Source organism: Micromonospora sp. NPDC023956 (assembly GCF_040639195.1).
In the GTDB taxonomy this organism is placed as follows: domain Bacteria; phylum Actinomycetota; class Actinomycetes; order Mycobacteriales; family Micromonosporaceae; genus Micromonospora.
In genome coordinates, this window is record NZ_JBEZZN010000029.1 from 1 (window position 1) to 21,351 (window position 21,351).

Below are 21,351 nucleotides of genomic sequence, written 5' to 3' on the forward strand. Positions count from 1 at the left end.
GCGGCGTGTCACGGCACTCCTAAGATGTGAAGGGTCGTTCCGCGGCAGTGTAGTCATTACCGCCCAGCCGTGTGAGTGCTCTCCGGGTCAGGCAGGGGTCGTGAGACGGGGTAGCACGAGATCCCAGACGTCGTCGGCCAAGTCCTCCTTGGTGCGTTCCGGGATCACCCGGGTCGAACCGTCCGCACCGATGACGGTCGCCGCGTTCGTCTCGGCACCGAAGACCTTGTCGACGCCGACCTCGTTGATCACGATGAGGTCGGCCCGCTTGCGGGCGAGCTTCGCCCGACCGTTGGCCTCCGCGTCGCCGGTTTCGGCGGCGAACACCACCAGCACCTGTCCCGGTCGACGGCGCCCACCCAGCTCTGCGGCGATGTCCGGGTTGGTCACCAGCTCGATGGTGGGCGCGCCGCCGTCCTCCGACTTCTTGATTTTGCCAGGCGCGTAGACCGCCGGACGGAAATCGGCCGGAGCCGCCGCCATCACCACCACGTCGGCCGTCTCGGCCGCCGCGAGGGTGGCCGTGCGCAGTTCCTCGGTGGTGCCGACCCGGACCAGGTCCACCCCGGCGGGGTCGGGGAGCGAGACGTTGGCGGTGATCAGGGTGACCTGGGCGCCCCGGGCGACCGCGGCGCGCGCGAAGGCGTACCCCTGTTTACCGGAGGACCGGTTGCCGAGGAAGCGCACCGGGTCGAGCGGCTCCCGGGTTCCGCCGGCGGTCACCACCACCCGACGTCCGGCCAGGTCGACGGGGGCGCCGGGGCCACGACGCAGCGCGCGCCGCGCCACGGCGAAGATCTCCGCCGGGTCGGGCAGCCGGCCCTTGCCGCTGTCCGCGCCGGTCAGCCGACCGACCGCCGGCTCGATCACCAGGACGCCCCGGGCCCGCAGGGTGGCCACGTTCGCCACGGTGGCCGGGTGTTCCCACATCTCGGTGTGCATCGCCGGGGCGAGCACCACCGGGCAGCGGGCGGTCAGCAGGGTGTTGGTGAGCAGGTCGTCGGCGAGCCCGTGGGCCGCCTTGGCGAGCAGGTCGGCGGTGGTCGGCGCGACCACGACCAGATCGGCCTGCTGACCGAGACGGACGTGCGGCACCTCGTGCACGTCCGTCCAGACGTCGTCGGCCACCGGTTGACCGGAGAGCGCCGCCCAGGTCGGCGCGCCGACGAAGCGGAGCGCCGACGCGGTCGGCACGACCCGGACCTGGTGGCCCGACTCGGTGAAGAGCCTCAGCAGCTCACATGCCTTGTAGGCGGCGATACCGCCACCGACCCCGAGAACGATCCGGGCGGACATCGGCGCGGCGGCGGGTTACGGCTGGTCGGTCGGCTCGGCGGTGAGCAGACCGGCGTTGATCTCGCGCATCGCGATCGAGAGCGGCTTTTCCTGGGGGGTGGTCTCCACGAGCGGGCCGACGTACTCCAGCAGGCCCTCACCGAGCTGGCTGTAGTAGGCGTTGACCTGACGGGCACGCTTGGCGGCGAAGATGACCAGCGCGTACTTCGAGGAGGTCTTCTCCAGCAGCTCGTCGATCGGCGGGTTGGTGATGCCCTCGGGGTTGGCGATGGTTCCCACGAATTTGAACCTCTGCGTCTGAGTGGACCGGCCGCGGCGCGGCGGGCGGTCAACCGCGCGGTCGCGGCTGGACCGGTGCCGGAAAGGACGAACCGAGCAATCCTACCAGCTCGTCCGGGACGCGCCCGAGAAGGTCGCACCGGAGGGGCAGCCCGGACCCGGCGCCGCGCGTCCGGACGGAGACGCGCCGGGCCCCTCGACCAGACTGGCCCGGCCGGCCCTCGGAGGGGCTGGCCGGGCCAGTCAGCGAGCCGCCGGACGCGTCGCGTCGGCCGTGCTCACGGCTTGTTCGTACCCGTCGTCGCGGGTCAGTTGCCGGCGAACTCTCCAAGCAGAGCCTTGCGCTGCTGGTCACCGAGGCCACGCAGCCGGCGGCTGTCGGCGATCTTGAGCTTCTCCATGATCTGGGTCGCCCGGATCTTGCCGATGCCCGGCATGGCCTGGAGGACGGCCGAAACCTTCAGCTTGCCCACGACGTCGTCGGCCTCCGCCCGCTCGAGGACGGAGGCGAGGGTGGTCTTGCCCTGCTTGAGCTGCTCCTTCAGCTCGGCACGGGCCTTGCGGATCTCCGCGGCCTTCTCCAGCGCGGCCGCGCGCTGCTCAGGGGTAAGTGACGGGAGCGGCACCAGTTCTCCTCAGGTCCCTATCGCGGCGGGCGGGACGCGCCGCCGCTTCTGTGAAACGTGGTGTCGCTGGGAACCAAAGGGGTCCGTGGTTCCCAGCGCGGGGAAAACTAGCGGTCAGCGGAGCTTTCGGCAACGTGGACGCGCGCTCGGCACCGCGTGGTGACCGACCCGTCAGTCAGTTTCCCCGCGCGGGAGGACCCGTCGACAGTCGCCGAGGACCTGCTCGGCCGCCGCCCGCAGCGCGGCCGGATCGGGGCCGGCGGAGAGCACCTGACGCGAGTACGAGGGCAGCACCGCAGAGAGTGCGGAGCCGAAGACGGTGCGCAGATCCGCCGCCGTGCCGCCCTGCGCGCCGAGCCCCGGAGCGAGCAGCGGACCACCCACCCGGGAGAGATCGTGGCCGGTGTCGCCGACCGTCGCGCCGACCACCAGACCCATGCTGCCGAGCGGTTCCGCACCGGCGTTGAGCTGCGCAATCTCGTCGATGACCGTCTGTGCGACGGTCCGTCCGTCGGCACCCCGCGCGCGTTGCACCGCACCGCCCTCGGGGTTGGAGGTCAACGCCAGCACGAAGACGCCGCCGCCGTGCCGGACGGCCGTGTCGAACATCGGGGCCAGCGAACCTACTCCCAGGTAGGGGCTCGCCGTCACCGCGTCGACATACAGCGGGCTGGATGGATCAAGGTACGCGTCGGCGTACGCGGCGACGGTCGACCCGATGTCCCCCCGCTTGACGTCGAGGAGAACGAGCGCGCCAGCTTCGCGTAACTGTCGGATAGTTGACTCAAGCACGGCGACCCCCCGGGAGCCGTACCGCTCGAAGAAGGCCGACTGCGGCTTGACCACGGCAATCCGGTCTCCGAGGGCTTCGGTGACGGTCCGGGTGAACCGCTCCAGACCCGTGACGTCGTCCGGCAGACCCCAGCGGGCCAACAGTCCGGGGTGCGGGTCGATCCCCACGCAGAGCGGCCCGCGTTCCCGCATCGCCCGGTGCAGCCGGACTCCGAAGCTCTCCATCTCTTCCCTCCGTCTCGTGTCCCGCCCTCGGCGAGGGCGGTCGTGCCGATCCACCGGCGACGTCGGGGCGCCTCCGGTCGCCGTCCGTCCCACACCCCTGCCCGAAGGTGCCGGAGCGCCTCTTCGAGCCGCCACGGGGCGACCAGACCCCCTGCCACCCACTGTGGACGGTCTGGTTCACCCCGCCTTCACCGCGGCGGCGATGCCGGTGGTGATCCGGGCCAGGTCCGCGTCGTCGGTCAGGTAGGGCGGCATCGTGTAGACCAGGTCGCGGAACGGACGCAACCAGACCCCCTCGGCCACCGCGGCGGCGGTCGCCGCCGGCAGGTCCACCTCGTGGTCGAGCTGCACCACGCCGATCGCCCCGAGCACCCGGACGTCCCGCACCCCGGGAACGCCCCGCAACGGCGTCAGACCGCTCCGTAACGCCCGCCCGACCCGGGACACCTCGGCCGCCCAGTCCCCGGCCCGCAGCAGCCCGATGGAGGCGTTCGCGACCGCGCAGGCGAGCGGGTTGCCCATGAACGTCGGGCCGTGCGCCAGCACGCCGTCGACGGAGATCCCCCGGGCGATCTCGGCGGTGCAGAGCGCGGCGGCCAGGCTCAGGTAGCCGCCGGTGAGCGCCTTGCCGACACAGAGCACGTCCGGGCTGACCCCGGCGTGCTCGGCGGCGAACATCGTCCCGGTCCGACCGAAGCCGGTGGCGATCTCGTCGAAGACGAGCAGGATCCCGTGCGCGCGGGTCACCTCGCGCAGCACCCGCAGGTAGTGCGGGTTGTGGAACCGCATCCCGCCGGCCCCCTGCACCACCGGCTCGACGATGACCGCCGCCAGCTCGTGCGCGTGCCGTTCGACCGCGTCGACCAGCGTCGCCTCGTACGCCGGGTCGACCGGGCTGTCGACGTCGCCCGGCGGGGCGGGCGCGAAGACCTGGCGGGGCAGCACCCCGGTCCAGAGGCGGTGCATGCCCCCCTCCGGGTCACAGACGCTCATCGGGTGGAAGGTGTCCCCGTGGTAGCCGCCCCGCCAGGTGCCGAGCCGGTGGCGTTCCGGCCGCCCGGTGGCGCGCTGGTACTGCAGGCACATCTTGATGGCGACCTCGACGCCGACCGACCCGGAGTCGCAGAGGAAGACCCGCTCGAGCCCGGGCGGGGCCAGTTCGACCAGGGTGCGCGCCAGCCGGACGGCCGGCTCGTGGGTCAGCCCGCCGAACATCACGTGGCTCATCCGGCCGAGCTGGTCGACCACCGCCGCGTCGAGCACCGGGTGCCGGTAGCCGTGGATCGCCGCCCACCAGGACGACATCCCGTCGACCAGCTCGCGTCCGTCGGCCAGGCGCAGCCGGACTCCGCGCGCGCTCTCCACCACGTACGGCGGCACGGCCGGTGGCAACGGCGCGTACGGGTGCCACACGTGCTCCCGGTCCCCCGCCAGGATCTCCTCAGGCGTCACGCCCTGTCCGCCTCTCCGGTTCCCCGCCGGCGTCCGCACCGGCGCGACGTCGTCCTGTCCTGCCCTAGGCCGCCGGGGCGGCGCCGCCGGCCACCGCCCGGACCGCGGCCCGCACCAGGGCCGGGCCCCGGTAGATGAAGCCCGTGTAGAGCTGCACCAGGCTCGCCCCCGCGTCGACCATCCGGGCCGCGTCGTCCGGGTCGACGATCCCGCCCACCCCGACCACCGGCAGCCGGCCGCCGGTCTCCCGGTGCACGAAGGCCACCACCTCCCGGGCCCGGTCGGCGAGGGGACGGCCGGAGAGTCCACCGGCCTCCGCCCCCCGCGCCCGGTCACCCGGGGCGAGCCCGTCGCGGGCCAGCGTGGTGTTGGTGGCGATCACCCCGGCCGCGCCCCGGGCCAGGCAGACCTCCAGCAACTCGGCGACGGCCGGCTCGGTCAGGTCCGGAGCGATCTTCACCAGCACCGGCTTCTCCCCCACCAGGGCGGCGAGCAGCGCGTCGAGGTGCGCGCGGTCCTGGAGGGCCCGCAGACCCGGGGTGTTCGGCGAGGAGACGTTGACCGCGAAGTAGTCCCCGTGGTCGCGCAGCGCCCGGTACGAGGCGAGGTAGTCGGTCACCGCCTCCTCCAGCGGGGTGACCTTGGACTTGCCGAGCGAGATGCCCAGCGGCACGCCGAGCGGACGGGGCAGCGCGGCCAGCCGCGCGGCGAGCGCCTCGGCCCCGGCGTTGTTGAAGCCCATCCGGTTGACCACGGCCTCGCTGTCCCGCAGCCGGAACAGCCGGGGCCGGGGGTTGCCCGGCTGCGGGCGCGCGGTCACCGTGCCGACCTCGACGAAGCCGAAGCCCAGCGCCGGCCACGCCGGCAGGGCCACCCCGTCCTTGTCCATGCCGGCGGCCAGTCCGACCGGGTTGGGGAAGCGGACCCCGAACACGGTGCGCGGGGCGGGCACCGCGTACCGGGCCCGCAGTGCCGCCAGCGCCGCCGGCCGCCGGGACAGGCCGGCCAGCCGGTGCAGCGTCCACTCGTGCGCCGCCTCGGCGTCCCCGCCCCCGATCCGGAACAGTCCGGGCCGCACCAACCGTTCGAAGATCACTCGGCCACCCCGCCCCGCCGCTCCGGGCCGGTCCCGGGGTTCGCGTCGCGGAACCGGCCCCGACCGGGCCCGGTGGTCGGCGGGCTCACTGCGGGGCCCGCAGCGCGGCGTGCAGCTCCTGGAGGGGACGGACCTGCATGTCGCCCCGGATCCGCGCCTCGATGCCCATCACCGCCGCCGCCGCGCCGGGGACGGTGGTGATGCAGGGGATGTCGGCGGTGACCGCCGCGCTGCGGATCTCGTACCCGTCGGAACGGGCGCTCGCCCCGGAACCCTGCGGCGTGTTGATCACCAACGCCACCTCGCCGCCGAGGATCAGCGACACCGCGTCCTCGCCCGCACCCGTCTCGTAGTGCTTGCGGATCTGCTCGCACGCGATCCCGTGCCGGCGCAGCACCTCGGCCGTGCCGGTGGTCGCCAGGATCTCGAAACCCAGGTCGGCCAGGCGCTTGATCGGGAAGATCATCCCCCGCTTGTCCCGGTTCGCCACCGAGACGAAGATCCGACCCGAGGTGGGCAGCGAGCCGTACGCGGCGGACTGGCTCTTCGCGAAGGCGTGCCCGAACGAGGTGTCGATGCCCATCACCTCACCGGTGGACTTCATCTCCGGACCGAGCAGCGAGTCCACGCCCTTGCCGGCGGGCGTGCGGAACCGCTTGAACGGCAGCACCGCCTCCTTCACCGCGATCGGGGCGTCCGGCGGCAGCGTGCCGCCGTCACCGGTGGCCGGCAGCAGTCCCTCGGCGCGCAGCTCCGCGACGGTCGCGCCGAGCGCGATCCGGGCCGCCGCCTTGGCCAGCGGCACCGCCGTGGCCTTGGAGACGAACGGCACCGTCCGCGAGGCGCGCGGGTTCGCCTCCAGCACGTAGAGCACGTCGTCCTTGAGCGCGTACTGCACGTTGAGCAGGCCCCGGACCCCGACGCCCCGGGCGATGGCCTCGGTGTACCGGCGGACCTGCGCCACGTGCGAGCCGGCCAGGGTGATCGGCGGCAGCGCGCAGGACGAGTCGCCGGAGTGGATGCCGGCCTCCTCGATGTGCTCCATCACGCCACCGAGGTAGACCTCGCCGTCGGCGTCGCAGAGCGCGTCCACGTCGATCTCGATGGCGTCGTCGAGGAAACGGTCCACCAGCACCGGGTGGTCCGGGGAGATGTCGGTGGCCCGGCCGATGTAGTCGCGCAGCGTCGGGTCGTCGTAGACGATCTCCATGCCCCGCCCGCCGAGCACGTACGAGGGCCGGACCAGCACCGGATAGCCGATCTCGTCGGCGATCGCCTTCGCCTCCTCGTACGAGGTGGCGGTGCCGTGCGCGGGCGCGGGCAGGTTCGCCCGAGCCAGCACCGCGCCGAACGCGCCCCGCTCCTCGGCGAGGTGGATCGACTCCGGCGAGGTGCCGACCACCGGCACCCCGGCGTTCTTGAGCCGCTGTGCCAGCCCGAGCGGGGTCTGCCCGCCGAGCTGGACGATCACCCCGACCACGCCCGGCCCGCCGGCCGCCCGGCCGGAGGAGTCCTCGGCGTGCCACACCTCCAGCACGTCCTCGAAGGTGAGCGGCTCGAAGTAGAGCCGGTCGGCGGTGTCGTAGTCGGTGGAGACGGTTTCCGGGTTGCAGTTGACCATGACCGTCTCGTAGCCGGCCGCCCGCAGCGCCATGACCGCGTGCACGCAGGAGTAGTCGAACTCGATGCCCTGGCCGATCCGGTTCGGCCCGGAGCCCAGGATCAGCACCTTCGGCCGGTCCGAGCCGACCACCTCGGTCTCCGAGTCGTAGCACGAGTAGTGGTACGGCGTGGTGGCGGCGAACTCGGCCGCGCAGGTGTCCACCGTCTTGTAGACGGGCCGGACGCCGAGGCGGTGCCGCAGGGTGCGTACGCCGTCCTCGGCGGCCAGTTCCGGCCGGAGCGCGGCGAGCTGCCGGTCGGAGAGCCCGGCCCGCTTGGCCCGGCGCAGCAGGTCCCCCTCCAGCACCGGGGCGTCGACGATCTCGGTACGCAGCTCGACCAGCCCGGCGATCTGGTCGACGAACCACGGGTCGATCCCGCCGGAGGCGGTGACGACCTCGCCGACCGAGGCGCCGAGGCGCAGCGCCCGCTCGACGGTGTAGAGCCGCCCGTCGTGCGGCACGCGCAGCGCCCGGAGGGTGTCCTCCTTCGTCGTGGCGGCCGGGTCCACGCCCGTCGCGGCGGCGACGACCGGATCCGGAACGGTCCAGAACCCCCCGTGGCTGGTCTCCATCGAGCGCATCGCCTTGTTCAGCGCCTCGGTGAAGTTCCGGCCCAGGCTCATCGCCTCGCCGACGGACTTCATCGTGGTGGTCAGCTCCCGGTCCGCGCCGGGGAACTTCTCGAACGCGAAGCGCGGGATCTTGACCACGACGTAGTCGAGGGTCGGTTCGAACGCCGCCGGCGTCTTCAGCGTGATGTCGTTGGGGATCTCGTCCAGGGTGTAGCCGATGGCGAGCTTCGCGGCGATCTTCGCGATCGGGAAGCCGGTCGCCTTGGAGGCCAGCGCGGACGAGCGGGACACCCGCGGGTTCATCTCGATGACCACGATCCGGCCGTCGGCCGGGTTCACCGCGAACTGGATGTTGCAGCCGCCGGTGTCCACGCCGACCTCCCGCAGCACCGCGATGCCCAGGTCACGCAGGCGCTGGTACTCCCGGTCGGTCAGGGTCATCGCCGGGGCCACGGTGACGCTGTCCCCGGTGTGCACGCCCATCGGGTCCACGTTCTCGATCGAGCAGACCACCACGACGTTGTCGTTGCGGTCGCGCATCAGCTCGAGCTCGTACTCCTTCCAGCCGAGCACGCTCTCCTCGATGAGCACCTCGTGCACCGGGCTGGCGGCCAGTCCGGCCCCGGCGATCCGCTCTAGGTCCTCCGTCGTGTGCGCCATGCCGGAGCCGAGGCCGCCCATGGTGAACGACGGCCGGATCACCACCGGCAGGCCCAGCGCGGCGGCGGTCTCCCGGACCTCGTCCATCGAGTGACACACCCGCGAGCGGGGCACCAGGGCGGTCGGGTCGTCGAAGCCCAGCCGGACGCCGGCCTTGGCGACGATGTCCTTGAACAGCTGCCGGTCCTCGCCGCGCCGGATCGCCTCGATGTTCGCGCCGATCAGCTCGACGCCGTACTTGTCCAGCACACCGGCCTCGTGCAGGGCCACCGCGGTGTTCAGCGCGGTCTGCCCGCCGAGGGTCGGCAGCAGGGCGTCGGGGCGCTCCTTGGCGATGACCAGCTCGACGAACTCCGGCGTGATCGGCTCCACGTAGGTGGCGTCGGCGAACTCCGGGTCGGTCATGATGGTCGCCGGGTTGGAGTTGACCAGGCTGACCCGGATCCCCTCGCTGCGCAGCACCCGACAGGCCTGGGTGCCGGAGTAGTCGAACTCGCAGGCCTGGCCGATCACGATCGGCCCGGAGCCGATCACCAGGATGTGCGTGAGATCGGTCCGCTTAGGCATTCTTCCCGCCTCCACTGTGGTTCCGGTCGGGGCCGCGACCCTCGATCAGTTCGGCGAAGCGGTCGAAGAGGTAGTCCGCGTCGTGCGGGCCGGCCGCCGCCTCGGGGTGGTACTGGACGGTGAACGCGGGCACGTCCCTCGCCCGCAGGCCCTCGACCACGTTGTCGTTGAGGCAGACATGACTGACCTCGACCCCGCCGAACTCGGTGTCGACGATCCGGTCCGGCACCACGGCCCCCGGCTCGGCCCCCGGGAACTGGACGGCGAAGCCGTGGTTGTGGCTGGTCACCTCGACCTTGCCGGTGGCCCGGTCGAGCACCGGCTGGTTGATGCCGCGGTGGCCGTACCCGAGCTTGTAGGTGCCGAACCCGAGAGCCCGGCCGAGGAGCTGGCTGCCGAAGCAGATCCCGAACAGCGGCACCCGGCGGCGCAGCACCTCGCGGGCCAGGGCGACCGGCACGTCGGCGCTGGCCGGGTCGCCGGGGCCGGGCGAGAGGAAGACCGCGTCCGCGCCGGTGGCCAGCACCTCGTCGATGGTCGAGGAGGCGGGCAGCACATGGGTGGAAACCCCGCGCGCGGCGAGCCGGCGCGGCACGTTGCGCTTGATGCCCAGGTCGAGCGCGGCGACGGTGAACCGGTGCTCGCCCTCGGCGGCGACCACGTACGGCTCGGCGGTGGTCACCTCGGCGGAGAGGTCCGCGCCGACCATCGGGGGTACCTCCCGGACCCGGGCCAGCAGGGCGCGCGGGTCGTCCTCGACGCTGGAGACGCCGACCCGCATCGCCCCGCGTTCGCGCAGGTGCCGGGTGAGCGCCCGGGTGTCCACCCCACTGATGCCGACCACGCCCTCGGCTTCCAGCCGCTCCTCCAGGCCGCCGGTGGCCCGCCAGTTCGAGGCCGTCCGGGCCGGGTCGCGGACCACGTACCCGGCGACCCAGATCCGGTCCGACTCGTCGTCGGCGCCGTTGACGCCGGTGTTGCCGATGTGCGGGGCGGTCTGCACCACCACCTGCCGGTGGTAGGAGGGGTCGGTCAGGGTCTCCTGGTAGCCGGTCATGCCGGTGGTGAAGACCGCCTCGCCGAACGTCTCGCCGACGCTGCCGTACGCCTCGCCGTGGAACGTGCGCCCGTCCTCCAGGACGAGGATCGCAGGCTTGCGCTTGGACATTATTTGACAGCCTTTCCGTCCAGGACCGTCGGCTCGCCGCGCAGGAAGGTCGCCACGATGCGACCCGGCAGCGTCATGCGGGCGTACGGGGTGTTGCGACTGCGGCTGGCCAGGTCCGCCGGCTCGATAACGCGCCGGGCGGCCGGGTCGACCAGGGTGAGGTTCGCCGGGACGCCGGGGGCCGGGTCACGGCCGTGGGTGTCCAGGCCGGCGATCCGGGCCGGGGCGCGCGACATCCGCTCGGCGATCAGGTCCCAGTCCGGGCCGAGCACGTCGAGCACGATCGACAGCGCCGTCTCCAGTCCGAGCATGCCCGGCCGGGCGTACGCCCACTCGCACTCCTTGTCCTCCACCGCGTGCGGGGCGTGGTCGGTGGCCACGATGTCGATCACGCCCTCGACCAGCGCGGCCCGCAGGGCGGCGATGTCGGTGGCGGTCCGCAGCGGCGGGTTCACCTTGTAGACCGGGTCGTACGTCCCGGCGCGCTCGTCGGTGAGCAGCAGGTGGTGCGGGGTGACCTCGGCGGTGACCCGGACCCCGCGCGCCTTGGCCTGGCGGAGCACCTCGACACTGCCGGCACAGGAGACGTGGCAGACGTGCAGCCGGCCGCCGACGTGCTCGGCGAGCAGCACGTCCCGGGCGATGATCGCCTCCTCGGCGACCGCCGGCCAGCCGGTCAGCCCGAGCCGGGTGGAGACCTCGCCCTCGTGCATCTGGGCGCCCTCGGTGAGCCGGGGCTCCTCGGCGTGCTGGGCGATGATCCCGTCGAACGCCTTGACGTACTCCAGCGCCCGGCGCATCAGCTTCGGATCCGCGACGCAGTGCCCGTCGTCGGAGAAGATCCGCACCCGGGCGGCCGAGTCCGCCATCGCGCCCAGTTCGGCGAGGCGCTCGCCGGCCAGGCCGACGGTGACCGCGCCGATCGGCTGGACGTCGACCAGGCCGGCCTCCCGGCCGAGCCGCCAGACCTGCTCGACCACGCCGGCGGTGTCGGCGACCGGCGAGGTGTTCGCCATCGCGCAGACCGCGGTGTAGCCGCCCAGGGCCGCCGCGCGGGAGCCGGTCTCCACGGTCTCGGCGTCCTCCCGGCCCGGCTCGCGCAGGTGGGTGTGCAGGTCGACCAGGCCGGGGAGGGCGACCAGGCCGTCGGCGTCGAGCACGGTGGCGTCCGGCGCGGTCAGGCCCCGGCCGGTCTCCGCCACGACGCCGTCGCGGACCAGCAGGTCGGTGGGGGCGCCGCCGACGACGCTGACCCCCTTGATCAGGTACGTGGTCACTGGTTGTTCCCCCCGAGCAGCAGGTAGAGGACGGCCATCCGGACGGAGACCCCGTTGGTGACCTGTTCGACGATGGTGGAGCGGGGCGAGTCGGCCACCTCGGGGGTGATCTCCATCCCCCGGTTCATCGGGCCGGGGTGCATGACGATCGCGTGCTCCGGCAGGCGGGCCATCCGGAGGCCGTCCAGTCCGTAGCGGCGGGCGTACTCGCGGGCGGAGGGGAAGTAGGAGTCGGTCATCCGCTCCCGCTGCACCCGCAGCATCATCACCACGTCCGCCTCGGGCAGCACGGCGTCGAGGTCGTAGGAGACGTCGGTGCCGGGCGCGAGGGCCGCCGCGATGTCCACCGGGATGAGGGTGGGCGGCCCGACCAGGGTGACCTTAGCCCCGAGGGTGGACAGCAGCAGCACGTTCGAGCGGGCCACCCGGCTGTGCAGCACGTCCCCGACCACGGCGACGTGCAGGCCGGCGATCCGACCGAGCCGGGAGCGCATCGTGTACGCGTCCAGCAGCGCCTGGGTGGGGTGCTCGTGGGTGCCGTCCCCGGCGTTGACCACGCTGCCGTCGACCCAGTTGGCCAGCCGGTGCGGCGCGCCGGAGGCGGGGTGGCGGACCACCACCGCGTCGGCCCCCATCGCCTGAAGGGTGAGGGCGGTGTCCTTCAGGCTCTCGCCCTTGGTGACACTGGAGCCCTTCGCCGAAAAGTTGATCACGTCGGCGCTGAGCCGCTTCGCCGCCGCCTCGAAGGAGATCCGGGTCCGGGTGGAGTCCTCGTAGAAGAGGTTCACCACGGTCCGGCCGCGCAGCGCCGGCAGCTTCTTGACCTCCCGCCCGGCGACGGTGGCCATCTGGGCGGCGGTGTCCAGCACCAGGGTCGCGGTGGGCGCGTCCAGGTCGGCGCCGGAGAGCAGGTGACGGATCATGAGGGGGTACCCCCGAAGAGCTTGACCTCGTCGGTGCCGTCCACCTCGGCGAGGGTGACCCGGACGCTCTCGGCGAACGCGGTCGGGATGTTCTTGCCGACGTAGTCGGCCCGGATGGGCAGTTCCCGGTGTCCCCGGTCGACCAGGACGGCGAGCTGCACGGAGGAGGGCCGGCCGATGTCGTTGAGGGCGTCCAGGGCGGCCCGGACGGTCCGGCCGGAGAAGAGCACGTCGTCGACGAGGACGACCCGCTTGCCATCGATGCCACCGGGCGGCACCTCGGTCGGGCCGACCGCCCGGACGGCGTGCCGGCGCAGGTCGTCGCGGTAGAGCGTGATGTCGAGCACACCGACCGGCACGGCGGTGTTCTCGAAGGCGCTGATCCGGGCGGCGAGCCGGCGGGCCAGTGGCGCGCCCCGGGTCGGGATGCCGAGCAGGACGGTGTCGGCGGCGCCCTGGGTCTTCTCCAGGATCTGGTGGGCGATGCGGTCGACCACGCGCTGAACGTCAGCGCTGGCGAGGATCACCTTTACCGAGGGTTGCCTCGGCACCGGGGATCGAGCGGCCGACGGGTAGGCCACGGCGGACCTCCTTCCCCGCCTCACGGGACGGGTCGTTAAAGGACGTCTGGCTCCCCCGGCCCGGCCGCGGACGGCTCCGACCGGGGGCTTCAGGCCACGTTACCAGTGGTCACCGCCGCCCCGTCGGGCGGTTGCTGATTGGCAAATCAGTCCCGAAATGCGGATAGATCGACCCCGCGTTCCCAACAGGTGTGTCACGAGCACTTGACCACGTGTCGCAATCCCCGTACCGTCACGCTCCGTAGCGATAGCTGGGAGAACCCCGAGCAGCACTGGGAGTGTCCGAATGCCCTCTGAATACGCCAAGTCGCTGGGCGCCCGCCTGCGCTCCATCCGCCAGCAGCAGGGCCTGTCCCTGCAGGGCGTGGAGGAGAAGTCCAACGGCCGGTGGAAGGCCGTCGTGGTCGGGTCGTACGAGCGCGGTGACCGGGCCGTCACCGTGTCCCGTCTGGCGGAGCTGGCCGATTTCTACCGCGTACCCGTCTCCGAGCTGCTGCCCGACGGCAGCGGTGTCCGGCACGAGCCGACCAGCAAGATCGTGCTGGACCTGGAGCGGCTCTACGACGAGGCGTCGGAGGAGTTGGCGTACGTGGCCCGGTACGCCCGCGCCATCCAGCAGCAGCGCGGTGACTACAACGGCCGGGTGCTCTCGATCCGCGCCGACGACCTGCGGGCCCTGGCCATCGTCTACGACGCCTCGCCCTCCGGACTGATCGAGCGGCTCAACGAGCACGGTGTGCTGGTCGCCGACCCCCGGGCGTTCTTCGCGTCCTGAGAGACTGCTGTCGCATTCGAGGGGCCCGCGCCGGTCGGCGCGGGCCCCTCGAATGCGTACGGTGTGACCGGCACCGGGTGGTGTCGCGGCGCGGGCGGGTGGATGCCGCGCTTCCCACGGGTGGACGGCCGCCGATGGCGCGGACCGGCTCAGCGGGCGGCGTAGTCGGCGATCCGGCCGAGGATGCCGTTGAGGAACCGCGGCGAGTCGTCGGTCGACATCTGTCGGGCCAGTTCGACGGCCTCGCTGATGGCCACCGCGTCGTCGATGTCGTCGTGGTAGAGCAACTCCTGGACGGCGATCCGGGCCAGGTTACGGTCGATCACCGGCATCCGCTCCAGCGTCCACCCCTCGGCGTAGCTGGCGATCAGCTCGTCGATCCGGTCGAGGTGGGCGGCCACCCCCTCGACCAGGCTGACCGCGTAGTCGAGGTGGTCCGGGTGGGGCTTCTCGATCCGCTGGAGGTAGCCGGCGAGCACCTCCACCGGCGGCCGGCTCCGCAGGTCGGCCTCGTAGAGCACGTCCAGCGCCCGCTTGCGCGCCTTACGGCGCGCCGGCATCTGCTGCTTGGGAGCCTCGGCCATCAGGCGCGGCCGAGGTAACGGCCGTCGCGGGTGTCGACCTTGATCTTCTCGCCGGTGGTGATGAAGAGCGGCACCTGCACCGTCGCGCCGGTCTCGACGGTGGCCGGCTTGTTGCCGCCGGTGGACCGGTCGCCCTGGAGGCCCGGCTCGGTGTAGGTGACCTCCAGCACGACACTGGTGGCCAACTCGACGTAGAGCGGCACACCCTCGTGGGTGGCGACGGTCGCCTCCGCCTCGGGGAGGAGGTAGTTCGCCGCGTCACCCACGGTCGCGCCGGGGACGGTGATCTGGTCGAACGTCTCCAGGTCCATGAAGACGAAGTCCTCGCCGTCGGCGTAGAGGTACTGCATGGTGCGCTTGTCGACGGTCGCGGTCTCGACCTTGGTGCCCGCGTTGAAGGTCTTGTCGACCACCTTGCCGGAGAGCACGTTCTTCAGCGTGGTGCGGACGAACGCCCCGCCCTTGCCGGGCTTGACGTGCTGGAACTCCACGACGGCCCAGAGCCCTCCGTCGAGGTTGAGTACCAGGCCGTTCTTGAGGTCGTTGGTGGTGGCCATTTCCTGCCTTGATCGTCAATTGGCGGACAGACCTTGCGAGTCTACTTGCTGCCACGCGGCGCGGCCGTCGCCGTCCGGGCGGATCCGCCGCCACCCCGGCCCACCCGCCCGGGGCGGTCACTCTCCGGCATCACCGGCGCACTCTCGACCACACCGGCGGCCCCTGGGGGTGGCCGCTCAGGTGGTCGCCGTCCGACCGTCCCGGGCGGCCAGGTGGTGCAGGGCCAGGCGGTAGCCGTCCACGCCCAGACCGCAGATGACCCCGGTCGCCACGGCGGAGACCACCGAGTGGTGCCGGAACTCCTCCCGGGCGTGGATGTTGGAGATGTGCACCTCGACCAGCGGCCCCCGGAGCAGGGCGCAGGCGTCCCGCACCGCGTACGAGTAGTGCGACCAGGCCGCCGGGTTGAGCACCACGGCCGCGCCCTCGTCGGCGGCGGTGTGCAGCCAGCCGACCAGCTCGTGTTCGGCGTCGGTCTGCCGGACCGTCACGTCCAGCCCGAGGTCACGCCCGGTGCGCTCGCAGAGCGCCACCAGGTCGGCGTAGCTGGTCACCCCGTAGACGTCGACCTGCCGGGTGCCCAGCCGCCCCAGGTTCACCCCGTTCAGCACGTACACCCTCACGCCCACCGTGACTCCCATCCGCTCGCGACTGCGGGGCTCCGCTGCGCTGCACTCCTCACACTCACCGCGACACCCATCCGCTCGCGACTGCGGGGCTCCGCTGCGCTGCGCTGCACTCCTCACACTCACCGCGACACCTCCCGGAAGGCGGCGTGCAGCAGTTCGTCGTCCGGGTCCTCCAGGATCGTCGGGCGGGCCAGCCCGTCGAGCACCACGAACCGCAGCCGGGCGCCGCGCGCCTTCTTGTCCACCCGCATGGTGGCGAGCAGGTCCGGCCAGGCCCCGGCCGGGTAGCTCGTCGGCAGGCCCAGGGCCGCCAGGACCGTACGGTGCCGCTCGGCGGTCGCCGCGTCCAACCGCCCGGCCAGCCGGGACAGGGTGCCGGCGTAGACCAGCCCGACCGCGACCGCGTGCCCGTGCCGCCAACGGTAGCCCTCCACCTTCTCGATGGCGTGGGCCAGCGTGTGGCCGTAGTTGAGCACCTCCCGGACGCCCGACTCGCGCAGGTCGGCGGAGACGACGTCGGCCTTGACCCGGATCGCCCGCTCGATCAGCTCACGGGTCACCGGGCCGGCCGGGTCGGCGGCGGCGACCGGATCCCGGGTGACCAGGTCCAGGATCACCGGATCGGCGATGAAGCCGCACTTGACCACCTCGGCGAGGCCGGCGGCCAGGTCGACGGCGGGCAGGGTGTCCAGCACCGCCAGGTCGCAGAGGACACCGACCGGCGGGTGGAACGCGCCGACCAGGTTCTTGCCGGCGGTGGTGTTGATCCCGGTCTTGCCCCCGACCGCGGCGTCGACCATGCCGAGCAGCGAGGTCGCCACCGGCACCCAGCGCACCCCGCGCAGCCAGCTCGCGGCGACGAACCCGGCCAGGTCGGTGACCGCGCCACCGCCCACCCCGACCACCGCGTCGTTGCGGGTGACGTTCGCCGCGCCGAGCCGGTCCCAACAGTGGGCGGCCACCTCGATCTGCTTGCCGGCCTCGGCGTCCGGCACCTCGATCGGCAGCGGTTCGACGCCGGCCGCGCGCAGCCGGCCGCCGAGCGCGTCGGCCAACCGCTTCAGCGGCGGGGCGTACAGCACCGCCGCGCGGGTCGCGCCGGGAAGCAGGCCCGGCAGGCTGTCCCCGAGGCCATGTCCCACGAGTACGTCGTACGGGCGCTCGCCACCGACCGGGATCCGGGTCATCTCGTCCATCGTTGCGGAGCCTAGCCGAGCGACGACCCGGTCCGGTTCCACCGTCCACCTGGTGACCGCATAGCGGACAACGGCGTTTAACCCGGCAGGGACCGGGCAGGTCCCGCACCGGCATGGATCGACGACATTGGAGGTCCCGCATGCGAACCGGCACGATCGAAGAGGCCGACATCCGGCTCCCCGCCATCCTCCTCGGCGTGGGCCTGGGCGGCTTCGCCGACGGCATCCTGCTGCACCAGGTGCTCCAGTGGCACCACCTGCTCAGCGCGACCGGCAGCGACAACGTCGGGATCCGCGAGTACCCGGTGGACACCGTCCCCGGCCTCCAGATGAACACCCTCTGGGACGGGATCTTCCACGTGGTGACCTGGGTGGCGGTGCTGGCCGGTCTCGCCCTGCTGCACGCCCGGGTGACCCGTTCCCGGAACCGGTTGTGGCGTTCCCGCACCCTCTGGGGCTGGGCGCTGGTCGGCTGGGGACTGTTCAACCTGGTGGAGGGGATCGTCGACCACCACCTGCTCGGCATCCACCACGTGCGGGAGGGCGAGCACCGGCTCTGGTGGGATCTCGGCTTCCTCGCCCTCGGCGCGGTCCTGGTCGCCGCCGGCTGGCTGCTCCAGCGCAGCGACGGCCGAGGCGCACCACCGACCGGTGACGACCCGCACGTCGCGGAGGAGCTGCCCGGTGGAGCCGGATCGTCCGGCGGGCGACGGTGAACGCCCTGGCCCACGGCGGCGGACACGCCGCACCGCCGGGCGTGGACCCGGCGCTGGTCGTACCGCTGGTGCTGGTCGGGGTCTACCTCGCCGGCGTGGTCCGCGAGCGGCGCGCCGGCCGGCCCTGGAGCCCCTGGCGGACCGCGGCGTTCGGGACCGGGACGCTGCTGCTCGGCGTCGGCCTGGCCCTGCCCGCGCACGACCTCGTCGGACACATGGGGCAGCACCTGCTGCTCGGCATGCTCGCGCCACTGGGCCTGGTGCTCGGTGCCCCCGGGACGCTGGCCCTGCGCACCCTCGACCGGTCGGCCGGACGCGCCGCGATCCGCTGGCTGGGCCACCCGGTTCCCCGGCTGCTCGCGCACCCGGTCACCGGGCTGCTGCTCACCGTCGGCGGACTCTGGGTGCTCTACCTGACCCCGCTCTACCGGGCGAGCCTCGACCAGCCGGCGGTGCACCACCTGCTCCAGCTGCACTTCCTGCTCAGCGGCTACCTCTTCACCTGGTCGATCGCCGGACCCGACCCCGGGCCGCACCGCCCCCGGGTGCCGGTACGCCTGGTCGTGGTCGGCGTGGCGGTCGTCGGACACGCCGCCCTCGCCCAGCTCCTCTACGCCGGACTGCTGGTCGACGTGCCGGCCACCGTCGGGGAGCTGCGGGCCGGAGCGACGATCATGTACTACGGGGGCGACCTGGCCGAGATCCTGCTCGCCCTCGCGCTGCTGGCCACCTGGCGACCGGAGGCGCGGCCCCGCGCCGAACAGCCGGTCAGCGTCCGAGCAGCGTCAGTACCTCGGTGACCACGGCCTCGGGGTCGCGCCCGTCGGTCACCACGGTGGCGGTCGCCACCTCCCGGTAGAACGGGCGGCGCTGGTCCAGCAGGTACCGCAGCGTCGCCCTCGGGTTGATCGACAGCAGGGGCCGGCCGACGCCCAGGTCGACGCGCTTGATCGCGTCGGTCAGCTCGACGCTCAGATGCACCACGGTGTGCCCGACCAGGGCGGCGCGGTTCTCCTCGGCCAGGACCGCGCCGCCGCCGAGGGCGAGCACGCCCGTGCAGGAGGCCAGCGCCGCCGCCACCGCCGCCCGTTCGAGGGTACGGAAGTGCGTCTCCCCCTCGTCGACGAAGATCTCCGGGATCGGCTTGCCGGCCATCCGCTCGATGTCCTCGTCGGTGTCCCGGAACTCCACGTCCAGCGCCTTGGCGAGCGCCCGGCCGACGGTGCTCTTGCCCGCCCCCGGCGCTCCCACCAGCACACAGACCGGCCGACCCGCGCTCACCGAACCTGCCCTCCGCTCGCGCCTGCGGGGCTCCGCTCCGCTGCACTCCTCGCGCTCACCGGATCACCAGGGCGTCGAGGTAGCCGGCGAGGTTACGACGGATCTCGGTCACCGAGTCGCCGCCGAACTTCTCCGTGGTGGCCTCGGCGAGCACCAGGGCGACCATCGCCTCGGCGACCACCGCCGCGGCCGGTACGGCGCAGACGTCCGACCGCTGGTTGATCGCGGTGGCCGGCTCGCCGGTGGTGATGTCGACCGTGGCGAGGGCCCGGTTCAGCGAGGAGATCGGCTTCATCGCGGCCCGCACCCGCAGCGGCTCACCGGTGGTGATGCCCCCCTCCAGGCCACCGGCCCGGTCGGTCACCCGGCGCACCCCGGTCGGCGTCGGCACCATCTCGTCGTGCGCCTCGGAGCCCCGGGAACGCGCCTGCTGCCAGCCGTCGCCGATCTCGACCCCCTTGATCGCCTGGATCGACATCAGCGCGGTGGCCAGCCGGGCGTCGAGCTTGCGGTCCCACTGCACGTGGCTGCCGAGGCCCGGCGGCACCCCGTACGCCAGCACCTCGACCACGCCGCCGAGGGTGTCGGCGGCTTTCTTCGCGGCATCGACCTCGGCGACCATCCGGGCGCTCGCCTCCGGGTCGAGGCAGCGCAGCGGGTCGGCGTCGATCCGCGCGGCGTCCTCCGGCCGGGGCCGCAGCCCCGGCTCGGCGGTGACCGGACCCAGTTCCACCACGTGCGAGACGATCTCGATGCCCAGGGTCTGCCGCACCAGGGCCTTGGCGACGGTCCCGACGGCGACCCGGGCGGCGGTCTCCCGGGCACTGGCCCGTTCCAGGATCGGCCGGGCGTCGGTGTGCCCGTACTTCTGCATGCCGGCCAGGTCGGCGTGACCGGGACGGGGGCGGGTCAGCGGCGCGTTGCGCGCCTGGCTGGCCAGCTCCTCCGCGTCGACCGGGTCGGCCGCCATCACGGTGCGCCACTTGGGCCACTCGGAGTTGCCGACCCGGATCGCCACCGGGCTGCCGATGGTCACGCCGTGCCGGAGCCCACCGATGATCTCGATCTCGTCCTGCTCGAAGGCCATCCGCGCGCCCCGGCCGTAGCCGAGTCGCCGGCGGGCCAGCTCGGCGGAGATGTCCCCGGTGGTCACCTCGACCCCGGCGGGAACCCCCTCCAGGAGCGCGACCAGGGCGGGACCGTGAGATTCACCTGCAGTCAACCAACGCAACACCGGACCAGTCTGGCACGCCCCGCAGGCGTCGCACCGCACCGGCCACCGCGTCCCGCCCTGCGGACCGGCAACGCCGGGACAACCCGCCACCGGGCGGACAGGCCCGGCTCCGCGTCGCCGGCCGAGAGCGCGGCTCGAGTCAGCCTGGAGAAGCGCTCATACCCGCACCCCTAGCGTCTGGGGCGCAACGACACCGGGTTCGGGTCCCGGGCGGTCCCGGGGAACGGGTGTGACATGACGAGCAGTGGGCACCGGACGGACGTGCTGGTGGTGGGCGCCGGCCCGGTGGGGTTGGCGATGGCGGCGGAACTGGCCCGGTACGGCGTCGCCGCCACCGTCACCGGCCCGGAGGGACGGTGGCACGACCTGTCCTGCCGGGTCGACGCGGTCCGGCCGTACGACGACCGGGTGGAGGCCCGGCTCGTCGACCTCGGCGACGGCGCGGTGACCGTGGTGGCCGCCGACTGGCTGGTCGCCTGCGACGGTGCCGCCGCACCGCTGCGCGCCGGAGCCGCCCCGCGTCCTGCCGACGGCGGTCACCCGGCCCCGGACAGCCGTTCCGGACGGGTCTTCCGCTGCGGTGACGTGCCCCCGGGCTCGGGCGGGCACGGGGGCGTCGGGGACGCGGTCAACCTCGGCTGGAAGCTCGCGGCCACGCTGCGGGGCTGGGCCGGGGCGGTGCTGCTCGACAGCTACCACGAGGAACGGCGGCCGGCACCCACGGACGGCCCCGTCGGCCACCGCTACCGCTCGTCGATCGTGGCCGACGAGGAGGCCGACTCCCCACCGGACCCGTTCGACGAGGCGTTACCCGGGATGCCCGCGCCGCCCGTCCCGCTGGCCGCCAGGTTCACCGTCCACGACCTCGTCCGGCACGGGTTCGCCCTACTACGGCTGACGGATCCGTGGTCGCCCCGCGCCGACCTCCCGCATCCGCCGGGCGTACCCGCGCTGCGGGGCGCGTTCGCCGCCGCCGGGGTGCCGTTCTCCGTGCACGACTGCCGCGATCCGGTGGTCGCCCACCGCTACCGGCGACCGTTCGTGCTGCTGCGGCCGGACGGGTACGTGGCCTGGCGGGGCTGGCGCCCGCCGGCCGACCCGGTGGCCCTGGTGGATCTGGTCCGGGGCGCGACCCGACGTCCCGCCCCCGTTCCGGTAACCGTCTGAATCGAACCCGAGAGGAACACTGTGGCACGTCGT

General features: G+C 73.1%; 20 protein-coding genes and 3 pseudogenes. 6 read left to right on the forward strand and 17 right to left on the reverse strand.

What is annotated here, in order from left to right; genetic code table 11:
* Positions 1-87: 87 nt before the first annotated feature.
* The 11 genes from coaBC to pyrR all read right to left on the reverse strand — a co-directional run bounded on the left by coaBC (position 88) and on the right by pyrR (position 13,178).
* The gene (gene coaBC / locus AB0F58_RS29375) at positions 88-1,296 is read right to left on the reverse strand and encodes a bifunctional phosphopantothenoylcysteine decarboxylase/phosphopantothenate--cysteine ligase CoaBC (protein WP_357149951.1); all 1,209 of its coding nucleotides are present in this window, start codon (positions 1,294-1,296) and stop codon (positions 88-90) included.
* A 15-nt stretch (positions 1,297-1,311) separates the two neighbouring features.
* On the reverse strand, positions 1,312-1,575 hold the full coding sequence (rpoZ, locus tag AB0F58_RS29380) for a DNA-directed RNA polymerase subunit omega (protein ID WP_088984941.1): 264 nt from the start codon (positions 1,573-1,575) through the stop codon (positions 1,312-1,314).
* A gap of 308 nt (positions 1,576-1,883) precedes the next feature.
* Positions 1,884-2,201 (reverse strand): integration host factor, actinobacterial type, encoded by a 318-nt coding sequence (mihF, locus tag AB0F58_RS29385; protein ID WP_088984943.1) that lies wholly within the window; start codon positions 2,199-2,201, stop codon positions 1,884-1,886.
* A 171-nt stretch (positions 2,202-2,372) separates the two neighbouring features.
* The gene (gene pyrF / locus AB0F58_RS29390) at positions 2,373-3,218 is read right to left on the reverse strand and encodes an orotidine-5'-phosphate decarboxylase (protein WP_357149955.1); all 846 of its coding nucleotides are present in this window, start codon (positions 3,216-3,218) and stop codon (positions 2,373-2,375) included.
* A gap of 177 nt (positions 3,219-3,395) precedes the next feature.
* The gene (locus AB0F58_RS29395) at positions 3,396-4,670 is read right to left on the reverse strand and encodes an adenosylmethionine--8-amino-7-oxononanoate transaminase (protein WP_357149958.1); all 1,275 of its coding nucleotides are present in this window, start codon (positions 4,668-4,670) and stop codon (positions 3,396-3,398) included.
* 64 nt (positions 4,671-4,734) lie between these two features.
* Entirely contained in the window at positions 4,735-5,766 is a 1,032-nt protein-coding gene (locus AB0F58_RS29400; protein ID WP_357149961.1) for a quinone-dependent dihydroorotate dehydrogenase, read from the reverse strand.
* Between the two features lie 85 nt (positions 5,767-5,851).
* Entirely contained in the window at positions 5,852-9,229 is a 3,378-nt protein-coding gene (carB, locus tag AB0F58_RS29405; protein WP_357149964.1) for a carbamoyl-phosphate synthase large subunit, read from the reverse strand.
* Entirely contained in the window at positions 9,222-10,397 is a 1,176-nt protein-coding gene (carA, locus tag AB0F58_RS29410; RefSeq protein WP_357149968.1) for a glutamine-hydrolyzing carbamoyl-phosphate synthase small subunit, read from the reverse strand. Before carA ends, carB begins: the two co-directional genes overlap by 8 nt.
* The gene (locus tag AB0F58_RS29415) at positions 10,397-11,674 is read right to left on the reverse strand and encodes a dihydroorotase (protein ID WP_357149971.1); all 1,278 of its coding nucleotides are present in this window, start codon (positions 11,672-11,674) and stop codon (positions 10,397-10,399) included. Before AB0F58_RS29415 ends, carA begins: the two co-directional genes overlap by 1 nt.
* Complete coding sequence (locus AB0F58_RS29420; RefSeq protein ID WP_357149973.1) at positions 11,671-12,597, reverse strand: aspartate carbamoyltransferase catalytic subunit; 927 nt, start codon at positions 12,595-12,597, stop codon at positions 11,671-11,673. Before AB0F58_RS29420 ends, AB0F58_RS29415 begins: the two co-directional genes overlap by 4 nt.
* Positions 12,594-13,178, reverse strand: coding sequence for a bifunctional pyr operon transcriptional regulator/uracil phosphoribosyltransferase PyrR (pyrR, locus tag AB0F58_RS29425; protein ID WP_357149976.1), 585 nt, complete (start codon positions 13,176-13,178; stop codon positions 12,594-12,596). Before pyrR ends, AB0F58_RS29420 begins: the two co-directional genes overlap by 4 nt.
* 286 nt (positions 13,179-13,464) lie before the next feature.
* Between pyrR and AB0F58_RS29430 the strand changes: the two genes are divergently transcribed.
* Positions 13,465-13,953 (forward strand): transcriptional regulator, encoded by a 489-nt coding sequence (locus AB0F58_RS29430; RefSeq protein ID WP_018253136.1) that lies wholly within the window; start codon positions 13,465-13,467, stop codon positions 13,951-13,953.
* A 149-nt stretch (positions 13,954-14,102) separates the two neighbouring features.
* Here AB0F58_RS29430 and nusB read toward each other — a convergent pair whose 3' ends face one another.
* The 4 genes from nusB to aroB form a co-directional block, all read right to left on the reverse strand.
* A complete protein-coding gene (gene nusB, locus AB0F58_RS29435) occupies positions 14,103-14,513 on the reverse strand; it encodes a transcription antitermination factor NusB (protein WP_357149998.1) in 411 nt (136 codons plus the stop codon).
* Positions 14,514-14,536: 23 nt separating this feature from the next.
* Entirely contained in the window at positions 14,537-15,094 is a 558-nt protein-coding gene (gene efp, locus AB0F58_RS29440) for an elongation factor P (RefSeq protein ID WP_357149980.1), read from the reverse strand.
* A 177-nt stretch (positions 15,095-15,271) separates the two neighbouring features.
* Positions 15,272-15,718, reverse strand: a complete 447-nt coding sequence (gene aroQ, locus AB0F58_RS29445) for a type II 3-dehydroquinate dehydratase (protein ID WP_357150001.1) — start codon at positions 15,716-15,718, stop codon at positions 15,272-15,274.
* A gap of 125 nt (positions 15,719-15,843) precedes the next feature.
* Positions 15,844-16,920, reverse strand: coding sequence for a 3-dehydroquinate synthase (gene aroB / locus AB0F58_RS29450; protein WP_357149983.1), 1,077 nt, complete (start codon positions 16,918-16,920; stop codon positions 15,844-15,846).
* Between the two features lie 140 nt (positions 16,921-17,060).
* Here aroB and AB0F58_RS29455 point away from each other — a divergent pair, with 140 nt between their 5' ends.
* Both AB0F58_RS29455 and AB0F58_RS29460 read left to right on the forward strand, forming a co-directional pair.
* Positions 17,061-17,636 carry a DUF2243 domain-containing protein gene (locus tag AB0F58_RS29455; RefSeq protein ID WP_357149986.1) on the forward strand — a complete coding sequence of 192 codons (576 nt, stop codon included), beginning with the start codon at positions 17,061-17,063 and terminating at the stop codon, positions 17,634-17,636.
* Complete coding sequence (locus tag AB0F58_RS29460) at positions 17,633-18,436, forward strand: cytochrome c oxidase assembly protein (protein WP_357149989.1); 804 nt, start codon at positions 17,633-17,635, stop codon at positions 18,434-18,436. Before AB0F58_RS29455 ends, AB0F58_RS29460 begins: the two co-directional genes overlap by 4 nt.
* On the opposite strand, the gene AB0F58_RS29465 is transcribed toward AB0F58_RS29460, so the two are convergent.
* Together AB0F58_RS29465 and aroC are read right to left on the reverse strand one after the other, a co-directional pair.
* Positions 18,405-18,917 (reverse strand): shikimate kinase, encoded by a 513-nt coding sequence (locus tag AB0F58_RS29465; protein WP_357149992.1) that lies wholly within the window; start codon positions 18,915-18,917, stop codon positions 18,405-18,407. The two genes, AB0F58_RS29460 and AB0F58_RS29465, sit on opposite strands and share 32 nt — an antisense overlap.
* A gap of 55 nt (positions 18,918-18,972) precedes the next feature.
* The gene (aroC, locus tag AB0F58_RS29470) at positions 18,973-20,151 is read right to left on the reverse strand and encodes a chorismate synthase (protein ID WP_357149995.1); all 1,179 of its coding nucleotides are present in this window, start codon (positions 20,149-20,151) and stop codon (positions 18,973-18,975) included.
* 234 nt (positions 20,152-20,385) lie between these two features.
* Here aroC and AB0F58_RS29475 point away from each other — a divergent pair.
* The 3 pseudogenes from AB0F58_RS29475 to AB0F58_RS29485 all read left to right on the forward strand — a co-directional run.
* Positions 20,386-20,478: pseudogene (locus tag AB0F58_RS29475) on the forward strand (FAD-dependent monooxygenase); the annotation flags it as partial.
* Between the two features lie 81 nt (positions 20,479-20,559).
* Positions 20,560-20,859, forward strand: a pseudogene (locus AB0F58_RS29480) (FAD-dependent monooxygenase); the annotation flags it as partial.
* A gap of 108 nt (positions 20,860-20,967) precedes the next feature.
* Positions 20,968-21,318: pseudogene (locus tag AB0F58_RS29485) on the forward strand (hypothetical protein); the annotation flags it as partial.
* Positions 21,319-21,351: the final 33 nt, after the last annotated feature.

Excerpts from the sequence above, each read along its gene's own strand:
- AB0F58_RS29430 (WP_018253136.1), top strand. The coding sequence starts at position 13,465 with ATGCCCTCTGAATACGCCAAGTCGCTGGGCGCCCGCCTGCGCTCCATC.
- AB0F58_RS29455 (WP_357149986.1), top strand. The coding sequence starts at position 17,061 with ATGCGAACCGGCACGATCGAAGAGGCCGACATCCGGCTCCCCGCCATC.
- carA (WP_357149968.1), bottom strand. The coding sequence starts at position 10,397 with ATGTCCAAGCGCAAGCCTGCGATCCTCGTCCTGGAGGACGGGCGCACG.
- efp (WP_357149980.1), bottom strand. The coding sequence starts at position 15,094 with ATGGCCACCACCAACGACCTCAAGAACGGCCTGGTACTCAACCTCGAC.
- nusB (WP_357149998.1), bottom strand. The coding sequence starts at position 14,513 with ATGCCGGCGCGCCGTAAGGCGCGCAAGCGGGCGCTGGACGTGCTCTAC.
- coaBC (WP_357149951.1), bottom strand. The coding sequence starts at position 1,296 with ATGTCCGCCCGGATCGTTCTCGGGGTCGGTGGCGGTATCGCCGCCTAC.
- pyrF (WP_357149955.1), bottom strand. The coding sequence starts at position 3,218 with ATGGAGAGCTTCGGAGTCCGGCTGCACCGGGCGATGCGGGAACGCGGG.
- aroB (WP_357149983.1), bottom strand. The coding sequence starts at position 16,920 with ATGGACGAGATGACCCGGATCCCGGTCGGTGGCGAGCGCCCGTACGAC.
- AB0F58_RS29420 (WP_357149973.1), bottom strand. The coding sequence starts at position 12,597 with ATGATCCGTCACCTGCTCTCCGGCGCCGACCTGGACGCGCCCACCGCG.
- carB (WP_357149964.1), bottom strand. The coding sequence starts at position 9,229 with ATGCCTAAGCGGACCGATCTCACGCACATCCTGGTGATCGGCTCCGGG.